The 17,647-nt window shown below is 43.9% G+C and carries 24 protein-coding genes and 1 pseudogene; 3 read left to right on the top strand and 22 right to left on the bottom strand.

Annotation, left to right across the window (positions count from 1 at the left end; translation table 11 throughout):
- Positions 1-10: 10 nt before the first annotated feature.
- Entirely contained in the window at positions 11-1,084 is a 1,074-nt protein-coding gene (locus MusilaSJ_RS24950; RefSeq protein WP_274987471.1) for a restriction endonuclease, read from the top strand.
- A gap of 105 nt (positions 1,085-1,189) precedes the next feature.
- Complete coding sequence (locus tag MusilaSJ_RS24945) at positions 1,190-2,611, top strand: RES family NAD+ phosphorylase (RefSeq protein ID WP_274987470.1); 1,422 nt, start codon at positions 1,190-1,192, stop codon at positions 2,609-2,611.
- Positions 2,612-2,830: 219 nt separating this feature from the next.
- Here the strand turns inward: MusilaSJ_RS24945 and MusilaSJ_RS24940 are convergent, their stop codons facing one another.
- The 19 genes and pseudogenes from MusilaSJ_RS24940 to MusilaSJ_RS24850 form a co-directional block, all read right to left on the bottom strand.
- Positions 2,831-3,283, bottom strand: a complete 453-nt coding sequence (locus MusilaSJ_RS24940; RefSeq protein WP_274987469.1) for a macro domain-containing protein — start codon at positions 3,281-3,283, stop codon at positions 2,831-2,833.
- Entirely contained in the window at positions 3,270-3,500 is a 231-nt protein-coding gene (locus tag MusilaSJ_RS24935) for a hypothetical protein (protein ID WP_274987468.1), read from the bottom strand. Before MusilaSJ_RS24935 ends, MusilaSJ_RS24940 begins: the two co-directional genes overlap by 14 nt.
- Before the next feature lie 9 nt (positions 3,501-3,509).
- A complete protein-coding gene (locus MusilaSJ_RS24930) occupies positions 3,510-4,334 on the bottom strand; it encodes a PRTRC system ThiF family protein (RefSeq protein WP_274987467.1) in 825 nt (274 codons plus the stop codon).
- On the bottom strand, positions 4,334-5,071 hold the full coding sequence (locus MusilaSJ_RS24925; protein WP_274987466.1) for a PRTRC system protein B: 738 nt from the start codon (positions 5,069-5,071) through the stop codon (positions 4,334-4,336). The genes MusilaSJ_RS24930 and MusilaSJ_RS24925 overlap by 1 nt, the downstream gene beginning before the upstream one ends.
- Positions 5,049-5,885 (bottom strand): hypothetical protein, encoded by an 837-nt coding sequence (locus MusilaSJ_RS24920; RefSeq protein ID WP_274987465.1) that lies wholly within the window; start codon positions 5,883-5,885, stop codon positions 5,049-5,051. The genes MusilaSJ_RS24925 and MusilaSJ_RS24920 overlap by 23 nt, the downstream gene beginning before the upstream one ends.
- A 143-nt stretch (positions 5,886-6,028) precedes the next feature.
- Positions 6,029-6,205 carry a hypothetical protein gene (locus tag MusilaSJ_RS24915; protein WP_274987464.1) on the bottom strand — a complete coding sequence of 59 codons (177 nt, stop codon included), beginning with the start codon at positions 6,203-6,205 and terminating at the stop codon, positions 6,029-6,031.
- Positions 6,206-6,208: 3 nt separating this feature from the next.
- On the bottom strand, positions 6,209-6,427 hold the full coding sequence (locus MusilaSJ_RS24910; RefSeq protein WP_274987463.1) for a PRTRC system protein C: 219 nt from the start codon (positions 6,425-6,427) through the stop codon (positions 6,209-6,211).
- Positions 6,428-6,443: 16 nt separating this feature from the next.
- Positions 6,444-6,989 (bottom strand): annotated as a pseudogene (locus tag MusilaSJ_RS24905) (hypothetical protein); the annotation flags it as partial.
- Between the two features lie 36 nt (positions 6,990-7,025).
- The gene (locus tag MusilaSJ_RS24900; RefSeq protein ID WP_274987462.1) at positions 7,026-7,688 is read right to left on the bottom strand and encodes a DUF8835 domain-containing pootine; all 663 of its coding nucleotides are present in this window, start codon (positions 7,686-7,688) and stop codon (positions 7,026-7,028) included.
- On the bottom strand, positions 7,685-8,167 hold the full coding sequence (locus MusilaSJ_RS24895; protein ID WP_274987461.1) for a hypothetical protein: 483 nt from the start codon (positions 8,165-8,167) through the stop codon (positions 7,685-7,687). The genes MusilaSJ_RS24900 and MusilaSJ_RS24895 overlap by 4 nt, the downstream gene beginning before the upstream one ends.
- A gap of 10 nt (positions 8,168-8,177) precedes the next feature.
- On the bottom strand, positions 8,178-8,573 hold the full coding sequence (locus MusilaSJ_RS24890) for a single-stranded DNA-binding protein (protein ID WP_274987460.1): 396 nt from the start codon (positions 8,571-8,573) through the stop codon (positions 8,178-8,180).
- Positions 8,574-9,146: 573 nt separating this feature from the next.
- Positions 9,147-9,455 (bottom strand): hypothetical protein, encoded by a 309-nt coding sequence (locus MusilaSJ_RS24885; RefSeq protein WP_274987459.1) that lies wholly within the window; start codon positions 9,453-9,455, stop codon positions 9,147-9,149.
- Positions 9,456-9,465: 10 nt separating this feature from the next.
- On the bottom strand, positions 9,466-9,657 hold the full coding sequence (locus MusilaSJ_RS24880; RefSeq protein ID WP_274987458.1) for a hypothetical protein: 192 nt from the start codon (positions 9,655-9,657) through the stop codon (positions 9,466-9,468).
- 12 nt (positions 9,658-9,669) lie between these two features.
- Positions 9,670-9,864 (bottom strand): hypothetical protein, encoded by a 195-nt coding sequence (locus MusilaSJ_RS24875; RefSeq protein ID WP_274987457.1) that lies wholly within the window; start codon positions 9,862-9,864, stop codon positions 9,670-9,672.
- Positions 9,865-9,975: 111 nt separating this feature from the next.
- Entirely contained in the window at positions 9,976-10,131 is a 156-nt protein-coding gene (locus MusilaSJ_RS24870; RefSeq protein WP_274987456.1) for a hypothetical protein, read from the bottom strand.
- A gap of 470 nt (positions 10,132-10,601) precedes the next feature.
- Positions 10,602-11,381 (bottom strand): RHS repeat-associated core domain-containing protein, encoded by a 780-nt coding sequence (locus MusilaSJ_RS24865; RefSeq protein WP_446725124.1) that lies wholly within the window; start codon positions 11,379-11,381, stop codon positions 10,602-10,604.
- A 354-nt stretch (positions 11,382-11,735) separates the two neighbouring features.
- On the bottom strand, positions 11,736-12,668 hold the full coding sequence (locus MusilaSJ_RS24860; protein WP_274987446.1) for a tyrosine-type recombinase/integrase: 933 nt from the start codon (positions 12,666-12,668) through the stop codon (positions 11,736-11,738).
- On the bottom strand, positions 12,652-13,548 hold the full coding sequence (locus MusilaSJ_RS24855) for a tyrosine-type recombinase/integrase (RefSeq protein ID WP_274987445.1): 897 nt from the start codon (positions 13,546-13,548) through the stop codon (positions 12,652-12,654). Before MusilaSJ_RS24855 ends, MusilaSJ_RS24860 begins: the two co-directional genes overlap by 17 nt.
- Positions 13,549-13,554: 6 nt before the next feature.
- A complete protein-coding gene (locus MusilaSJ_RS24850; protein WP_274987444.1) occupies positions 13,555-15,171 on the bottom strand; it encodes an MTBMA_p00010-related P-loop-containing protein in 1,617 nt (538 codons plus the stop codon).
- Positions 15,172-15,360: 189 nt separating this feature from the next.
- Between MusilaSJ_RS24850 and MusilaSJ_RS24845 the strand changes: the two genes are divergently transcribed.
- Positions 15,361-15,705, top strand: coding sequence for a helix-turn-helix domain-containing protein (locus MusilaSJ_RS24845; RefSeq protein WP_274987443.1), 345 nt, complete (start codon positions 15,361-15,363; stop codon positions 15,703-15,705).
- A 42-nt stretch (positions 15,706-15,747) separates the two neighbouring features.
- Here the strand turns inward: MusilaSJ_RS24845 and MusilaSJ_RS24840 are convergent, their stop codons facing one another.
- From MusilaSJ_RS24840 to MusilaSJ_RS24830, 3 genes are read right to left on the bottom strand one after another with little or no spacing between them, the layout of a single operon-like run.
- The gene (locus MusilaSJ_RS24840) at positions 15,748-16,245 is read right to left on the bottom strand and encodes a hypothetical protein (RefSeq protein WP_274987442.1); all 498 of its coding nucleotides are present in this window, start codon (positions 16,243-16,245) and stop codon (positions 15,748-15,750) included.
- Positions 16,246-16,253: 8 nt separating this feature from the next.
- Positions 16,254-17,117 (bottom strand): RHS repeat-associated core domain-containing protein, encoded by an 864-nt coding sequence (locus MusilaSJ_RS24835; protein ID WP_274987455.1) that lies wholly within the window; start codon positions 17,115-17,117, stop codon positions 16,254-16,256.
- A complete protein-coding gene (locus MusilaSJ_RS24830) occupies positions 17,108-17,647 on the bottom strand; it encodes a hypothetical protein (RefSeq protein WP_274987454.1) in 540 nt (179 codons plus the stop codon). The genes MusilaSJ_RS24835 and MusilaSJ_RS24830 overlap by 10 nt, the downstream gene beginning before the upstream one ends.

The following is a 17,647-nucleotide window of genomic DNA, read 5'->3' as shown; positions in this document are numbered from 1 at the left end:
AATCCAATTAATGAGCAAAAATTTGCACCCAACGAAGACTACTAACCGGCTTCATTTTTCCGACCTGGATCCTTTGAGATTCGAAGAGATATGTTACATGCTTTTGTCCAACATGTATAAATGGAAAGAGTTGGAGCATATTGGAAAAACAGGAGCTGATGGAGGCATCGACATCCGTGGAGTCGTTCAAGAAGGTATACGCGAAAAAACATGGGCTATCCAATGCAAAAGACATGTTCAGGTTTCGTCTGGGGAACTTGAAGAAATGGTGCAGAAAGTTCTTCAAAACAGCGTAATGCCCGATAAGATTTTATTGATACTATCCTGTGACTTGTCTAAAAAGAAACATGACCTGATCAAAAGTTATTCTACTAATTTGAATGTCCCGGAATTAGAAATCTGGACTTCGATCACACTTGAAACACACCTTTATGCAAACCCCAAAGCTTTATCTATAGCATTTGACATTAAAAAAGAAAGGGAAACTCAAAAAAGTATCACAAAGTTAAATAGAGGCCTTAAAATGAAGGCGAAACTTGAAAAAGCCATCATCGACCACAAGTTTGTGAGGGATCCTAAAAACCGTCAGGCATTACTGGATTATCCAAGTTCCAAATTTATTAGTGAAGATGCCTATATTCGTTCTGTAGATGACGAGACTTACGGTACAGGTAACCGCACTCCCGAAGGCATTTTCAATACCTCTTTCCGAACCTTCTTTTATAACACCTACCATAATGGATTGGAATTCTGGCTCGCCGCCGGAATCGGCCCTTATGTGATAATGAACGCCGACGGCTATTGGGAACCGATATGGAACTCTCTGGATCCACGCCTTGAAAATGAAAAGTATAAGGTTATCCCTGTAAAAGCAATAGGACGAATTGCTTATCACAACATCGTTAATTTCATAAGAGATGGCGATGAGTTTACTTCTTGTCCTCACTTCTTTTGTTTATTTAACGGGGAGGGTGGAATGCCGTATGAGGAAATATATTTCCGTTATCCCGGAGATCCAAGGAAGCGTAGTTGGGACATGGATCTCGACAAACGAAAACGAACGATCTTCCCATCAGAAAAATAAACGGTTTAAACCGAATTCTGGGGATGCCATGATTATAAAAAAAATCTGAAATGAAGCAGACAAATTCACGGAATAACAATAACCTAAACAATTAAACATACTCCTTTGGCCAACGTATATTTAGACGACAAACCTATTTGTTATCACTGCATCGACGAACCTTATCTAAAACGAGAGATTAAACAAGCTGGCAAACGTGTGACTTGCGCATATTGCAGCCGCAGATCAAAAGGCATTTTTATTGGAGACCTGGCGATTCGGGTTGATATTGCTTTCTCCCAACATTATACCCGCAAATGGGATCCAGATGAAGATCCCGAAGAGTGGCCGGACGGGCAACCAATTATCGAAGCAATCAGAGATGCCGCCGGCATTCCAAAAGAAGCAGCCGAGGACATCCGGACCATTTTAGACCGGGATAATTATGATCCAAACCTTGCCTATATGGGAGAACTTCAACAGTATTCAACCAAGATATGGGTAGAACAAATCCCACCTCATGCCGGTTACTGGCAAACCCAGTGGAGTGAATATGAGCGCATATTGAAGACAGAATCCCGGTATTTCAGCAGGTCCGGCATCGAGTTATTAAATTCCGTATTCAGGAATGTTTACGATATGGAAACCTTCGATGACGAGTCGCCGCTTCGTTTAGTAGGACCGGGAACCAGCATGACAGAACTATACCGCGCCCGTGTTTTCCAATCGGATACCGCACTCAAGACCGCACTGTCTAAGCCAGACAAGGAATTGGGCTGCCCGCCTGCCGCATTCGCCGTAGCAGGAAGAATGAATGCGCCCGGGATCTCTGTATTTTACGGTTCAAATGATCCTAAACTTTCTCTCGCAGAAGTGCGCCCGGCAGTTGGCAGTAAGGTTGCAATCGCCAAATTCAGGATTATCAGGCCGTTACAGTTACTTGACCTGAATGCCCTCACCAAATTGGTTATTCACGGCAGCATCTTTGATTCTGATTATGCAGATGAGTTGAGCCGCGCGATGTTTTTAAAGAGCCTCAGTGCAAAAATGACCCAGCCGGTAATGCCCAACGATCAGTCATTTGAATACCTCTTGACGCAATCCATTGCAGATTACCTGGCTACGGAATGGCATAATATGTACGACGGAATCATTTTTCCTTCGTCCCAGGTCGAAGGTGAGTCCGTCAACGTCATATTGTTTCATAAGGCTGCAAAAGTCGAGCCTGTAACCCATCCTAAAGAGGCTCAAATCGATGTAATCACAGGGTATAATGATGGCGAAGGATGGAAAATGCGGTATGAGATCAATGAAATTTATCCTGAACAGACGACAGAAACCGATACAGGCAAGAGTTCAGAAAAATCTCTGATTGATATGAAACGCTTTTTCTCCGAAGATCATGATGACCGAAAGGATTCTTTAGCTATCGACCCGGATTCCATCGTAATCCACACAGTAAAGGCTGTAAATATTGTCACTGAGCCTTTTCCGGTCAAACGACAGCGAACCGTTACGACAAACAAATCTATCCTTAAGGACGAATAGGTCCTAAAACGGAGACATGGTGATCATCCTTTTCGTGTACCTTCTTAAAACCTGAAAGACGATTGAAAGGGGCATTCCCTGAATAAATTCCCAACCGCCTGTATTCTGCGAAAACGAGATTGGCCAAAGCGGCATCGTTTTTGCAAAATTCAGGCAACCATTGAACGCCGGAAGCCTGTTGCAGATGAAAGCAGCAAGTGGCAGGGAGGCCGCGATTTCCTACCCCGGCTCATATACGGAGACAGCACAATCCAAACCCTCCAGGGCGCCTTCTATCATTGGCCTGACTTTCTCCCAATCCAGTCCACCGTTGCCACACCCCAGGGCAGGCATTGCTATGCTGTTAATTTTATTGCTTATTATCAAGTTTCGCAATTTGCCTAACCCCAACTCCACAAATTCATATTCCGAGGGGTCGCGCCAATCCTTTTTTGTCGGAAAATTGATGATAAGCCGTTGCCCCATCAGCAGGGTGCTGTCGGGGACGATAAACAGCTCGCCAACACAGACCTTTCCGGTGAGGCATGCAGCCCGGTAAAGCAGGTAATTATCGGGGAATGCCTTTTTAAAGGCAAGGGCGATACCCTTGCCCATTACGCCAACGGTATTAACCGTATTGACCAATGCGAATGCCTCATCATTCAATAAATTTCCTTTCTTATAGGTTATCATTATTATCCCCTTTGTAATCTGTTTTTTCGTTGCCCAATGCTTGTTCCAATAGCAACAGTTTAATATAAATATCCTCCCAATATACTCGTTGTTTCCGATTAAATTCCATTTTGTCGGAACCAATAAGCTGATAATGCCGAAAATCGTCTGCCTGTAGAATAGCCAGTGACAGGTCGGTGACCTCGATCTTTTTCCCATGTAAATCTATTATTTCCATACGGTGAGTTTAAGCGACCTTGAGGGGGTGCATGCGATGATCTTTGAGGTTATAAAAGAATCCACGGTCAAACACCATTCCTTCCCGAAACATCCTGTTTAATATTTCCACACCGGGGTAAGCCAGTGAGGCATTAATGAATAAATCCTGCTCTTCCAGTGCGGAAGCTGTCGAACAGTTATGTCCTGCGTCTTTTTCCGCTCCCGCGCTCAGCAGATCGGGAAACTCATCAGTTACCATGCGGAGAACGCTTCGTGTTTCGTACCTTGCGGATTCAGGCTGTTTGACCTCCCCAACAGTTGACAGAATCACCTGACCTGAATCACGGCTGTTGCCGAAGTCCATCCAGTACCTTGGTTTGTTCCGTGAGTGTGAAGCGTATTTGTATACCATACCCAAGATGGCGGCAATTTCAAACCGCGCGCTTACGGAATCCACGGCAGTGATGGTAATGGCAGCCATGGCCATTTCGGGAAGCTCTTTGACCAGTTGGTTATCGAACTTATCAGTTACCGCTTTCCAGTTCAGACCGAAAGCCCGATTGATCCGGTTGATGAGGACAACAGATTTATGAAGCCCAACCTCTGCATCATTAAAAAGCATACGCAGCCTGTTGTTATGTTCGATGATATCGTCATCAAACAGCCGGACATGGAGTCCGGGGTGGCCTAATTCATTCAGCATAAAGCTGAGCCTCATCAAGCCCGTTAACACATGGCTTCCGGTCCCTCCCGCCCCGATCAGGTTAACCATAACCGGGTTAAAAGGCTGCAATAGTTCAGGATCAACAATATGTACGGGTATTTTTCGGGTAGTATTAATTTTCTTATTCATTATAGTATTCTTTGAAGTGTGAGGTTTATTTTTACCAAATGGTTTTCGGGGAACTTCTGCCCGGTTCGCCCCTGTTCCTGCCAAAGCTGAACGATATTGACGGCGACCTTGCTTCCTCCGTCTATCGTATGGCTGAAGTAGCTGTTAAAAAAATACCGCTCCCAAAGCGAAATAAAATCTTCGAGGCAGGTATCGGGTTCGATGTTAATGCGGACAGAACCCATGCAGACACGGCCGTCAGGGTGCATATTAAAGTATGGCGCATGATGAAGTAAGCTTTGCAGGTTCGGCTTCCGGCTTCCTTTGACAGCAAACAGGTGGAGGCTTTCGCGCCCTGCTTTCCAAATCATGGCCGGGATTTTTACGGGGACGGAGGGGATACCGAGACTTTCAATAAAAAACAATTGGCGTTCCATGGGCGGGGTATACCATACCGCATAGCCCTCTTTTTCGGTATTAATAGCGAGTACGTTCGGCGGAATGATACCCCTGCATTTCAGAAAGGTGTTTTGTGCATCCTGACCACTTTTCAGGATATCACCCAAAAGGATAGATTCCTTTGCAGAGAGCGGATGTGCATTGACCGGCCTCCCGCTTTTGCCGATGTCATAGCTTTCGACATATACCTCGTCCGTTCCATAGTGATTATCCTCATCAGTCTTGCTTTTAGCATAAATAAGTAAAGCTTTAAAGGGGGTATAGGTATGGCTGAAATTATTCGTGATGTTGGCTGTCATAATCGTAATCAGTTAAAAAATCTATCAATTCGGCTATCAGGGCAAAAAGCCTTGGTTCATAATCAAAGTGGTGCTGTTCCTGTTGCTGCGGGGTATCGAACCATTGGAGAGCAAGCGGTTCGATCTGCTCGCCGCTTTCGTTGAGGTCATTATTGACCATATCGAAAAACACTTCCCTGAACCTGTCGTTGGCACTCCAGTAAAAAGAAAGGTATTGTTCAATATGGATATTGCCACTTTCGTCAAAGGCATAATAACCTTTGGGGATGCTGTCATAAATGGAACGTTTGGGGTAATCTATGACCAGTTTTTCAATTTCCCCGGCCACATTAGCGAAGTACGTGTCATAACAGAAACTTTGCCCATAAGCTACCATTACTTTACGGAAGTTTTTTGCGCTAAAAGGCTTTTTGATGATAGCCAGGAACATATCGCCAAAACTCTTTATCAATTCCAGTTTCCGGAGTTGTTCATCCCGGTATTCTTCGCCTTCCCCTTCATCGTCTTCGTTGATCCAGTCTTCGATAGTTGAGTACGTAGATTGCACGTAACAATAGTCCCTGTAATAATCGATTTTGACCACCTGGTATAAGTATGCACAAATCAGGCATAGCAAATCAGATAAAGGTTTTAAATCCGGTGTAGCCATGATACGGGCAATTGCGTTGACCGGAATATAGTAAATGGTGTATCCGGTATCGAAACGTTTTGCTGTCGCCAGCGTGGCCGGGCGGGTATCGTCCTGCATGATCCGGCAATTTATCCCTTTGTCCCGTTCCAGTTTGTCAGCAATCTGCTGATAGCAAGCGTTCATATTTTGAGGAAAAAGGAGGCCGGAAACATCCGGCCTATCCATCTTATACAACGAGCAGATATGCGCTACAGATTTAAAAAATCCGGCTTCCGCCTTGCGCCAGTCACTGAAGCAATAGCCATCGAATGGCAAAAAACGGTGTTTTAGAAAACCATTTCGATCAAATCCTGCGGTGCGCTTTTGTGCTGCAGGTTTTGCACCTCCCCTGCCCCGGGCAGCGTATCCAGTTTGGCGGTAAGTTTCTTGAACTGCTGATAAAGTTTCCATTGGCTGTTCTTGGGGTTAATGTTTACTTTTCGTTTAATGATGGTTGTTTTCATGGCTTATCCTTTTGTTCCCATCGTGCTTTCAAAACGGTATTGTATCTTATCTTTTTTGATTTCGGGGCCAACAATACGGGCATTGGTCAGGATGGGATAAGTAGGCGCATAGAAATTCAGCACTGCTTCGGGGCTAAAATCGTCATTCGGGTCGGACAGTTGAATTTCCTGTCCGTTCTCCTTGTGTATAAAAATCCTTGGTAAGAGGTTTGTACGTAACATAGTGAATCGGTTAAGTTTAAAATAAAAGGTTCTTTTTCTGTTCCCGCTTGCGTTCAAGTTCGGTTTTGCGTTTGGTGATTTCCGCTTCCCTGTCCGGGTAATCGGCTATTGCGGGCAAGATTTCAAGTGCTTCGTCGTATTTGCAGAGGCTTTCCAGTTCTACGATTCGCCGGAGCAGGTCGGTATAGGCTTTCCGCTTTTCCGCATTGTCCACATCGCCTTGTCCGCTTTCCCCGGCTGTATTATCAGCTTTAGCTTTGGGCATTTTACTTTTGCTGTCCTGCACCATTTTGGATTGTTCTTTAGCCTTGGCGAGCCCTTTCAGGTAATCGTCCATGTTATGCAATAATCCTGAGGTCTGTTTAACAGGGGCTTCGAGCATATCGAAAAAGCCGTCATCAAATTCCTGTGCAGTTCCGTTTGACACAAAGGGTTTGATCTGTTTGGAGGCTGCATCTCCTATGGCTTCAACGGTAAAATGCGTGGACACGGTAAACCCGCCTTTGTCGTCCGTCTGAACGACGATATTCCAAATGCCCGGGGCATTGATCTCGGCTATATTTTGAAAAAGTTCGTTTTCATAAAATGGTGTGTTGCTTTAAATGTTATTTAGTTTATCGAGATAGCCGGCGGACTTGCCATCGGCAGTAAAAAGGAAGCCATTGTTTAACATGCTTTCCTCAACCGCTGCATCGCTGCACAGGTAGTCATACCTGTTTTCGAGGCTGTCGAAAAGGTGACGGTTAAGCACTTCCGCAACGCTTCTCAGCCAATCTTCCAGTTTTTGCAGTTCATCAAAGATGTTAGGGTGTTCCTTTCCGTTTTCGTCAATGACATAAATGCCAAGGTCGACCGCTACGCCGAATTGCTTTTTCCGGCAAATAACCTGCGGTTCGTTGGGCAATATCCCTTTAGCTACAATGCGCATAACCCTCAGGTCAATAGTAGCAGGCATCAAATGAAATTCCTGCATGGGTGCGTGCGTTTTCCATGCCTGCTCCTGAATGGCGACCTGCAGGCGGGGTATATCCACTTTTGCAGAAAACCCGCTTCCGTCACCCTGACAATAGAATCCTCGGAAAGAAATGCTTTCTTTCAAAACCGCTATGCCCATGTATCCGCATAGACTTATAAAATCCTCGAACTCGCTATCCCACCAGTCAAACCCAAAGTTTAAGTCCCGGTTGCTGATCAGTGCTTTTGCTTTAGCTTCCCTATCCAGTTCAGGGAAGCTGTATAAATTCAATGTTATGGTTTTCATGATCCTTTGTTTTCTTCAGCCGGAGGCGTGTGAGGTTTTGAAACAGATTCGTGGCTTTTGATGTTAAGCTGCCCGGGGTCTGCAAAAATGGAATCAAAGATTTCTGTGATTTCATCCGCCGTGAGGTTCCGGGCGTAGCCCGCTTCGCGATAAACATTGGTGATATCAATAATGCCGTCAGACTGATAAACCATAGCTACAGGCACACCGCCAACCCCTGAATCCACCCACAGGCTCAGCCATAAGTCGTTCGGGTATACCGCCCCGATGATCAGCGTGTCATGACCTGTCAGTCCGCCATCTTCCCGGTGTTGGTTGATCTGCTCATCAGTAAACCAAACCCTCGCAAGCCGGTTGTATTGAAAACCCACAGATTCCGCCATTTCTCTCGCAAAAAGCATCGGTGACATAGGCCCGTGTACGACATCTCTTCTCTGGCTCAGCAGGCTATGGATGGAAAATTGAAATTGTTCATTCATGATTGCCTGATTAAAAAGGTAAATCATCGTCCTCATCACCACCGGAACCTGCGCCTGCTTTTGCCTTTTCCGGGTTGCCGGTCTTTTGCTCTGCTTTGGCCGTTACGGAAAACAGCCTGATGTTATCGCAGGTGCAAATCAATCTTCCATTTATGTCGCCTCCGTTAGTTTTGTAGCCCTGTGCTTCAAGCCAACCTGAAATTTCAACCACTGCCCCTTTGGAGAGGTATTCCGCTATACCTGCATTGCGCCAGTAAGCACAGTTAACAAATGCTGCTTTTTCTTTTTTATCGCCCTCTTTGTTCGTCCATCTCTGGTTGATGGCCACGGTGAAGTTAACGACCTGCTTGTCTCCTTTTACCGCTGTTACTTCTGCGTCAGCGGTGATTCTTCCTGTGAATAGCATACTCTTTAATGTTTAAATGATGAATAATTATTTGTTTGCTCTTCTTTTGTCGCCCTGTCCTGGTGGATTATTTTTAAAAGAAAAAGGGAAAAAAGAAAGCAAATCGTAAAGCCCTGCAGCAGGCAAAAGGAAATGGAATAATTGGAGGGGACCCTCTGGGGAGGCAGCCGTTTATGCCGGACATCTTTCGCAAACCCAGCGACATAGCCGGGCTTGATTTTAGCTGCGCTTTTTACCCGTTTCGACTAAAAATAAAATGATTAAATAAAAAAAATGCCTTTGGAGACGATGCGGTTTAAGCCTGCTCATAGGATCTGTGTTTATTCTGCCAGGCCTCATTTATCTGGTCTACATATTTGAATGGCATGATAAAGGAGATAAGTAGGACTTCGATTATGAATGTTAATATTCTATACCAGCCAAGACGAATAATCATGGTATTCAACCAGTGATTTTGTTGTTCGACGATATATAGAGGGCAACATAAAGCCAATAAAATTAAAAAGCCATAATACTTTCAACTGGCAAAGGGGGCCTTTTTGAACTGGCCGGATAGGGTCATTTTGGTGTGTTTTATCCAGCTATTAACAAACTATCGTTCACTAACTTAAATTCGTGAAATATAAAGTCCAAATGTTTATATAAAACTATTTCGTCTGTTTTAAAATCAATTATTGCAAAGTTCTCGTCCATTCCAACCGCATAAGTGTGTGATTTGATCATTAAAAAGTTAACTGACACCTTATCACTTCGCCAAGCAAACTTAAATGAATTACTTTCTTCAGTCACTAATGCATAGCGTCTATCTGTATTTTTATTACTGAAAACACACTGATAATCCGATTGATCAAAAGTATGTTTATCGACAACATTTAAAATCATAATGTTATTTCTACTTGATTTTAGTGGCAATTTCTGGAATAATCGTTGACATTCTTGGACTTTTTGACAAATCACCTGCCTCATAAAAGAAGCCTATATTGACAGTTCCTGAGTTACCAAGTTTTAAGGCTTTTGTCACGCCTATTCCGTACCTACTTGATTTTGAGCTCGCTTCAGCTCCGTCAGCAAAGACCTTACCCATAAGTTTAATCAATTATTTTTCAGTCTTTACCCCGAGAGTAGTTAAGTCTTTTAAGTTTTGAGCAGAGCGTTGAATGTTATGTAAATCACCTTCAAACACTTTTCCGAAGGCATAATCCAATTTACCCTGCGCTACAGTAAATTCCGCAATCCTTTCGCCCTTACTAAACACTTTAAATGCTCCTGCTCCACCGCCAGCGAAACTCAATCCAATATCGAAAAATGTAGCTATTAAACTGGCTGTCTGATCATTTGTTCCTGCTAATTTAGCTGTAGCTTTTATCCCCTGATAAGTAAGAGATTCAGTTTCTTCTCCTATTCAAAGCTGTCTTATCCCTGCTTGAAGATCATCCGCATTATGTACGACCGCAACTGCACCTACTACAGCGCCGACACCTGTCCATGATGTAGCAACACCCCCTGCTACACCTCCGACCACCTGCAATCCACCGCCTACAGCTCGAAGCGTAATCATAAAACCCAGTTTCTTCTTGTTGCAGTCTATTTATTTATGTATGTAGTACAATCCTATAATATTATCTGCGCCATAAAGATCTGTAATAGAATCTCTTTCTAGGCAAATTTTTGTTGATCCACTAAAATAGTAACAGGAGATGTAACTGTTAGTGGATTTAATAAGCTTATCACCAATTTTAATATCGGGCAATATAGAGTGAATTTTAAAAGAATAGTTATTTGAAATTTTAATCTTATTGTCGAGCTTGATGTGCTCTTTTTTTTGAGACACTATTTTGTAATATAAGTTAGCCCGTTTTGCATAAATTAAATAATACATATTGATAGAGTCAATTTTGTAAACGTGATAAAGAGGACTGTCAGCATTTGGTCTGGAGGTCCAAAGATTTGAAATCCCTGATTTTGGTGATCGGCAGGCGAAATACGATAACAATAAAATTGATAATAGATATTTCATAATTAACTAATTTACGGAATTGTGAGAATTATTGTTTTGGGTTTATTGGGTGGAGTAGTCGATATTTCAAGCTTGACAGGTGTTCCATTATATGTCCATGAAGATGAAGGCTGGTGCCATCGATCATAAAATATAGCGTCTATTACCCCGACTTGAGGAACAGCTGAATTGTGTGCCCTCCTATAAACGCTATTGGGATTATTTTCATCTGCTTTTGTAGCAGGGCCAGCTGATACTCCAGTAGATTGAGAGATCTTTGCACCTTTATAAGCTTCGGTGACTTCGTGTAGTGTATTATCCCCAGCCTTATCTTGTCCATAAGGGGCGTCAGTAAGAGCAAGCAATGTTGGATTCAGTTGTTGATTAGCTGAAACAGTAGCCGTGCCTCCGGGGGTTGATGCAGGTGTAACTGTGTTTCCTAAAAAAGATCCCAAGATTATTCCTCCTGCGGCATTAGTTGTTTGATTTGTGGCGTCAACATTAACTACAACGGAATGATCATCTATAGCCGAAATTAACTGTTTCGCATCGGAACCTATAAGAAGATCGGGGGCGCTTTTCACATAATCTATTTTTCCATTTGCGTCCATTGTTAAATTTAGTTGACCAGCTACCGACTTTTGTAATTCGCTTAATGCTTTTAGCCTATCGGGCCCGCCCAAAACAACGTCATCCGGCCCCATTCCATCGGGGTCTATGAACCTCATAGGATTGTCAAATCCATAATTATACGTTGAATATCTACTCATCTTCTCTGCTAATGGATCTACGCTCGTCCACCTCCCAATCATAGGATCATAAAACCTTGCGCCATAATCGTATTGCCTGCCATAAAGTTTTTGGATTTTCTGCGATTTTCAGCTTTGCACTTTTTCAGTGCCATAAAGAACGTTCAGGCAGGGTAAAGATAAGCGATAGTTTTTCATTTGCAAGGGCGTTGGTTGGTGTTCTTTTTCGGTGGCGGATGTGTTGGCCTATCATCTGTTACAGCGAAGTTAGCCTCCGAAGCCAGGCCAGTAAAGGGACTTTCGCGGCATAAACCCGCAGGCATTGACCCGCCAGGCCATTTATTCCACGTTCCCTTGACAGGCCCGTCTTCTTCCGCTTTGGGTTGCTTAACAGAAGATAGGCTGACCATGTGATGATTAGGAAAGAGTTAACGGATGATGCTTATTAAGCGCATCTTTCAGGTCTTCAAGGTTATTGGTTTTATAACGCTCGGTACTGCTGATATAGCGGTGGCCCGCCATGTACTGTACGGTCCGCAGGTTCTTTTCCTTTAGCCATTCAGTAATGACACTCTGCCTGATCTGCGTCCCGTGTTTATACCTGGTGTTTATTTTTCTTAGTGCATAGTTGAGGTGAAGCAGACTGTTTTTCATCGTTTCCTGCCCGTTCATAGAGACAAAGAGCCGGTGTACATCTTCTACAGCTTGGTATTTATTCGGTTTCCTGCCGGAACGTTCAGCCATACGTTCAGCCAGTATCTTCGGCCGCACCGCCAGTATATATTCCTGCAAGTCTAAGATTTGATGAGGTTCAAGGCTAAGTATCCGGCTGTTCAGCTTGCCGGTGGCAGGGATATGTATTTTGCCTTCTCTGAGTTTCAGGTGTTCAGCACGAAGGGCATGGATTTCATCCCTCGTCAATGCCTGGTAAACCAGTAAGCCGACAATCACTTTATTGCGGTGGGTGCGTTCATCTGTTACCGGGTAGCTTTCGTAAAGCGCTTCCAGTTCGGGTTTGGTTAACAGGTCATGCGGTACGTTCCGGATAGCCCCTTTCAGCCTGATACCAGCCGTAGGGTTATAACCGGCTTTACCTTCGTACTGCAGCCACGTAAAGTAATAGCTTACCGCCAGCATGATGCGGTTGATCAGGTTGATGCCTTTATCTTCTTTTTTCAGCTGGTCGGCAAAGTCGAGCATTTCTGCATGGGTCACCTGCGGTAAAGCCAGGCTTGTTTCTGCCAGCCAGTCCAGGAACCGGCCTGCATATTTAACATGCTGATAGACTGTTTCTGACCCGAAGCCTTCCGCTATCAGGTATTCTTCAAACGCGCTAAGATTGGTTTTCATGCTTTAGATGGGTGTAGATCTGCGTACTTTCCATGCTGCTATGCCCTAAAAAGCGCTGGATCTGCTCTAAGGCCATACCTGAATGCAGCAGATGGCTGGCAATGCTGTGCCGTAGCGTGTGCAGGCCTGCGGGCTTTTTTATCTTCGCTATGGCTTTTAACTTTTGCAGCCGTTCATAGGCCATGTGACCGCTTAACCGGGTGCCGTTAACGTTAAGCAGCAAAGCATCTTCCTTTTTATCTATTGCCAGATGCGGGCGGCCATACAGGATATAGTTCTCCAGATCAGCTTTGGCGCTTCCGGCCAGTGGTACATAGCGTTCTTTGTAGCCCTTGCCTTTGCGCACATACACCAGTTCTTTATCCAGCAGGATGTCTTTAACATTGATGTTCGCCCCCTCGTTCTTACGCAGGCCGCAGCCATAATACAGGGCCAGTATCGCTTTGTCCCGCAGGCCCAGGGTATCATCTTTGGCAGCCTCGTATAAGCTGCTGACCTCTGCCGGTGTCAGGATACATTTGACATTGGTGCTTTTGCCTTTGATGCGCAGCTTTACGTTAAAGCTTTCCTGCCCGCTTTCGGTGAGGTAACGGCTGAACTTGCGGATCACCTGCAAGTGCTTGCGGATATAGTTCAGGCTGATGGCTCCGGCTGCGGTTTTGCTTGGCCGCTCGTACAAGTGTTCTATGTATCTTTTCAGATGCTCCTGCTGCACGTCATGCGGGCGGTGGCAGCCATGATCCTGCAGCCAGGTCAGGAACTCAGTCAGGATTTTGGGCATATCGCGGGGGCTGCTCGGTTCAAAGTTGAGAATGCGCAGCCATTGTGTAAAGCCTGCCTGCAGCCGGATATAGAGCGGGTTATAAAGTGTGCCTCGCATTTTCTGTTAGTCGTGGGTTACTGCATCCTTTGCACTGATCTGCTGTATTTTATGTAACCCATTAAGGCTTTGGGGTACTGGTGGGATACGGGTTACTAACTGGATGTTTTCAAGGATGGATTTTACCATGCTTTGTGCATCGCTGGCTAAGTTCTCCAGGTCGTTCCAGCTTTGTATTTTATATTCATAGCCTTTATAGCGGTTGCCCCGCGCGATCTTGATATAGCCCATCCGCTCCAGTTCATACAGGTAACGGCCCAGGCTGCTCGGGCTTAAGCGAAACGCAGCCCGTACTTCCTTGCTGTAAAAGCTATCCGTGTCCAGTTCTTTCAGGTAGGCCTTCAGTCTTTCAAAGAAAGACCGGCAGGCATCGTTCAGTTCGTCGCTCTTTTTGAGCAGGGTAGTTTCCAGTAAGCTAAAGGCGGCCTGTATATCCTCTATAGTGGTTTCGATATACTGCTCCCCGGTATCCTCGTCCGTTTTCAGCTCCCTTTGGTACTGGTGGTAGTAAGTGATCGTCTCGGTAAAAAGCAAAAGCAATAACATGGTACGGCGTGGCTTGAAAACAGCCTCCGGTAGCTGCATATAGGGAGCGTAAGGATTCTTAACGCTGACCGGCTTTAACAGGCGCTGCACGTTTTTAAGCTGTTCCCTAACTTTCTTTTCTGCATGCTGGTCGATCAGCCCGGCGCTCATTTTACGCTGGTAGTCCATGATCTTCATGTCCTGCTCAGCGCTGCTGTCCATGTACAGCAGGATACAGCGATTGGCATTGTCCTCATACATCTGCTCCCTGGTGGTGCAGCCGCTGATGCAAACAGGGCCTTCCACCTGTAGGGTGATGGTTTTTGGGTTGCCCTTGCTGTCTTTCAAAGTTACCGTTTTGGATATTTTGCGCTTGCTTTGCAGTTCGCGGATCGGGTACAGCACGTCTTCTGCGCCGTCCATATCTTCCAGTAACAGCAGCTTGTATTTCAGTTCATCCTTCCCGAAGTAGTAAAAGGCGTTCACGCTCAGCGTAGTGATCTCCAGTTTATCTTCTTCGGGAATCAGTTCGCCTACCTTTTCCTGTAACCAGGTCTTGCCGGTGCCACTGGCACCGAGGCATAACAGGTGTAACGGCGTTTCACGGGTGCGGGATGTGTAAATGAGGTAGGCGATCAGGGCGTTGGTTTCTTCGCCGACGATACCGCTCTGGCTGATAGCCAGTTTGGTTCTGTCTAACAGATTATGGCTTTTTAGGTAAGTGATGGCAGCTTTACGCTCAGTTTCCGTAAGCTGTTTCTTTTCGGGCTGTTTGGGCTTCATGGCCTCCAAACGTTCGGATCGGTAGTTTTCCAGGGCGGTGGTCAGCCCGGTGATGGCCGCGCTGATCTCCCGTGTGCCGGTGTCCAGTGCATAGGCTGATTTCTCGATCAGCTGCTCGGTCTGGATGCTGTTGTAAAGGTCCAGGCTATGACGAAACACATTGAACTTGTCATCCGTGTTCACCAGTTTCAAGGTTACCTTTAAACGGTCGAAGCCCGTCAGCTTGATGCCGCCCAATACCGTGATGTGCAGTTTGCCATCAAGATAAAACAGCAGCTCCGGGTTATCTGTGATAAGTTTAGCCGTTTTTTGCATCGCAGATTAATGAGCATTTGATTTTTATAGGATGCAAATATATTTTATGAAACTATAATATACAATGTTTTAAGTTTTTTTTGAACTGTTTAGGATTAATATTGATTTACAACAATGCTTTTTAGATACACCAAAGGATTTTATTGTACTGTTTAAGCTGTGTATATTTGTGTGTACTGTAAAAAAGATATGAGCACATTTGGCAAACGATTAAGAGAATGCAGGGAAGCAAAGAAGCTTTCGCAGCAGGACTTGGCTAAGCTCATGAAGACCGTACACACCGTTATCGGTAAGTATGAACTCGATAAGATGAAGCCATCTATTGAGGTAGCTGGCAGACTTGCAAAAGTGCTGGATACTACCGTAGGCCACCTGATGGGCGAAGTTGATACGACCAACGTTTTAAAAGACCCGGATATGCTTAAGCGGTTGAATGATCTAAACGAACTCTCCGAGCAGGATAAGGATGGCATTTTATATGCGCTTGATGGGCTTTTGCGTGATGCTAAAGCTCGTAAAGCTTACGGGCGTTAAAAGCCAAAGCCCCGGTTAAGGGGCTTTGGTCATGTTTACGGATTATTGATGATTTATGGCATCTGGGTCGCTCGATACCTTATAGTAATGCCTATTGTTAATAAGACAATCAATCTTACCCGATAACTTGTGGACTTTGGATATAAAGAATGGGTCTAAAGGCTTTGGTGATACCTCTGTTACATCTTTTGTTTTATCGTTATCGAAAACAAACAAGTATTCATCTGTTCCAACCGCACCCGCCATTATTTTCCCACCAATGCGTTCTTTTCTACGGGTAACAGTTAGGATCAATCGTTCGCCATCTAATTGATATTTCCCTTGCAGTTGAGTTATATTTCTCGTGTCATCCGACGGGTCATATTGATAGATGAAAGTACCGCCTTTAAAAAAGCTAAAGGATTCTGCGTATCCATTACCTACTCGCGGGCTATTAATTTGCCACACGCCAATAATTTCATCTTTACTAATAGCAGATGTTTGAGCGAATAAATGAGTTCCAAAGAACATCATCACGATTATTAAGGCGATTCTTTTCATATTAGTTACTAAAAAGGATTTAATGGGTTCGTTTTTGGAGCAGGTGTTGGTATAGATTTCGGGGTTATCGATGGATTTAAGATAAAGAATTGTGTATTCTCAAACTTTTTAGCACTGAATACAGACGGTTCTTTATCTCCCTGCGGATTAATATTTAAGAATCCATTTGTTCGTCCAATGTTTGCCATTTGTCCTTTATCTTCATTACTTCCTACAGAGAAGCTTACAACGTGACCATGCCCAGGTTCAATTAGTCCGACTAAGCCCAGGCCTCCCTTATCCGCAACCGCCTGAGCATTACCTTGATCTGTTTTAATAAAAGCAGTGTTACAATTCATTTGATCTACCATACTATTAGCCATACCAGTTATAGCAAGACCTGATGAATTATTAGTTGCCGAAGCAACAGTGCTTAATATATTTTGTGTAGCATAATTACAAAACGTAGCTCCACCTGGGATTGGATTTAAATCTGTATTTGACGCATTTAAGTTCTGCTGTTCTTGAATAGCTGTTGTTAAATTTACTGTATTAGATTGCGGCGCATATGGAATCCCGGGGTTGGCTTTTGATTGATCGAAACCTGTAAACTCATAATGCCTACTAACACCGGTACCTACTTCTTGATATTGAGCAGTTGAACCATCCTCGACGTGTCTTTTATTACCGTCTTCATCAGTAAAATCACTTGGTACCATACCATCTGGATCAATAAATCTAATAGGATTATTAAGTCCATACGAATAAGGTGACCATCTTCTATTCAATTCAGCTTTCGGGTCAATAGTTGTATTCCTACCAATCACGGGATCGTAGAACCGCGCGCCATAATCATATTGATCAATTATAGAACCCTTTATAACTATTGCCAAATAATTGCTTCTTTTAAGGGGAACTCACTTAAATTATGTAGTCCTCCTTCTACATGACCTTTTACCTTATCGAAATACAAATATTTAAATCCTATTAACTTATGCTTCGACACATTAGCCGTCTTTTTGAGAATGCGCTGTTCGTCTATATTTATAATCAAACTATCTTTAGGCGGAATTCGAATAAAATTAAATTTTTTGATTCCACTGTAAGACGCATCGTTCATAAAATTTTTATAAAAAGAATTTATATAGTACCCTCTATTTCGAAAACTTATGTTTTTGGAAGAATACAGCATGGACGAATTACTTAAAACAGTTGAAAATACATATATGGTATCTTCCTTAAGGTTTTTAACAGAAATTTTTTTGATGGAAGGCGGATCTATAACTTTAGTAAGTGTGTCTATATTTACTTGAATATATCTATCATGTTTATAAACAAGGTAATCAGTCTTTTCCGAAACAATAAAATCTTTACCAGGCGAACACGAACATAGTATTAATAAAACTGATATTATTCTCCTCAT

Source organism: Mucilaginibacter sp. SJ, assembly GCF_028993635.1.
Taxonomy (GTDB): Bacteria; Bacteroidota; Bacteroidia; order Sphingobacteriales; family Sphingobacteriaceae; genus Mucilaginibacter.
This window is presented reverse-complemented; position numbering and strand designations above follow the sequence as displayed.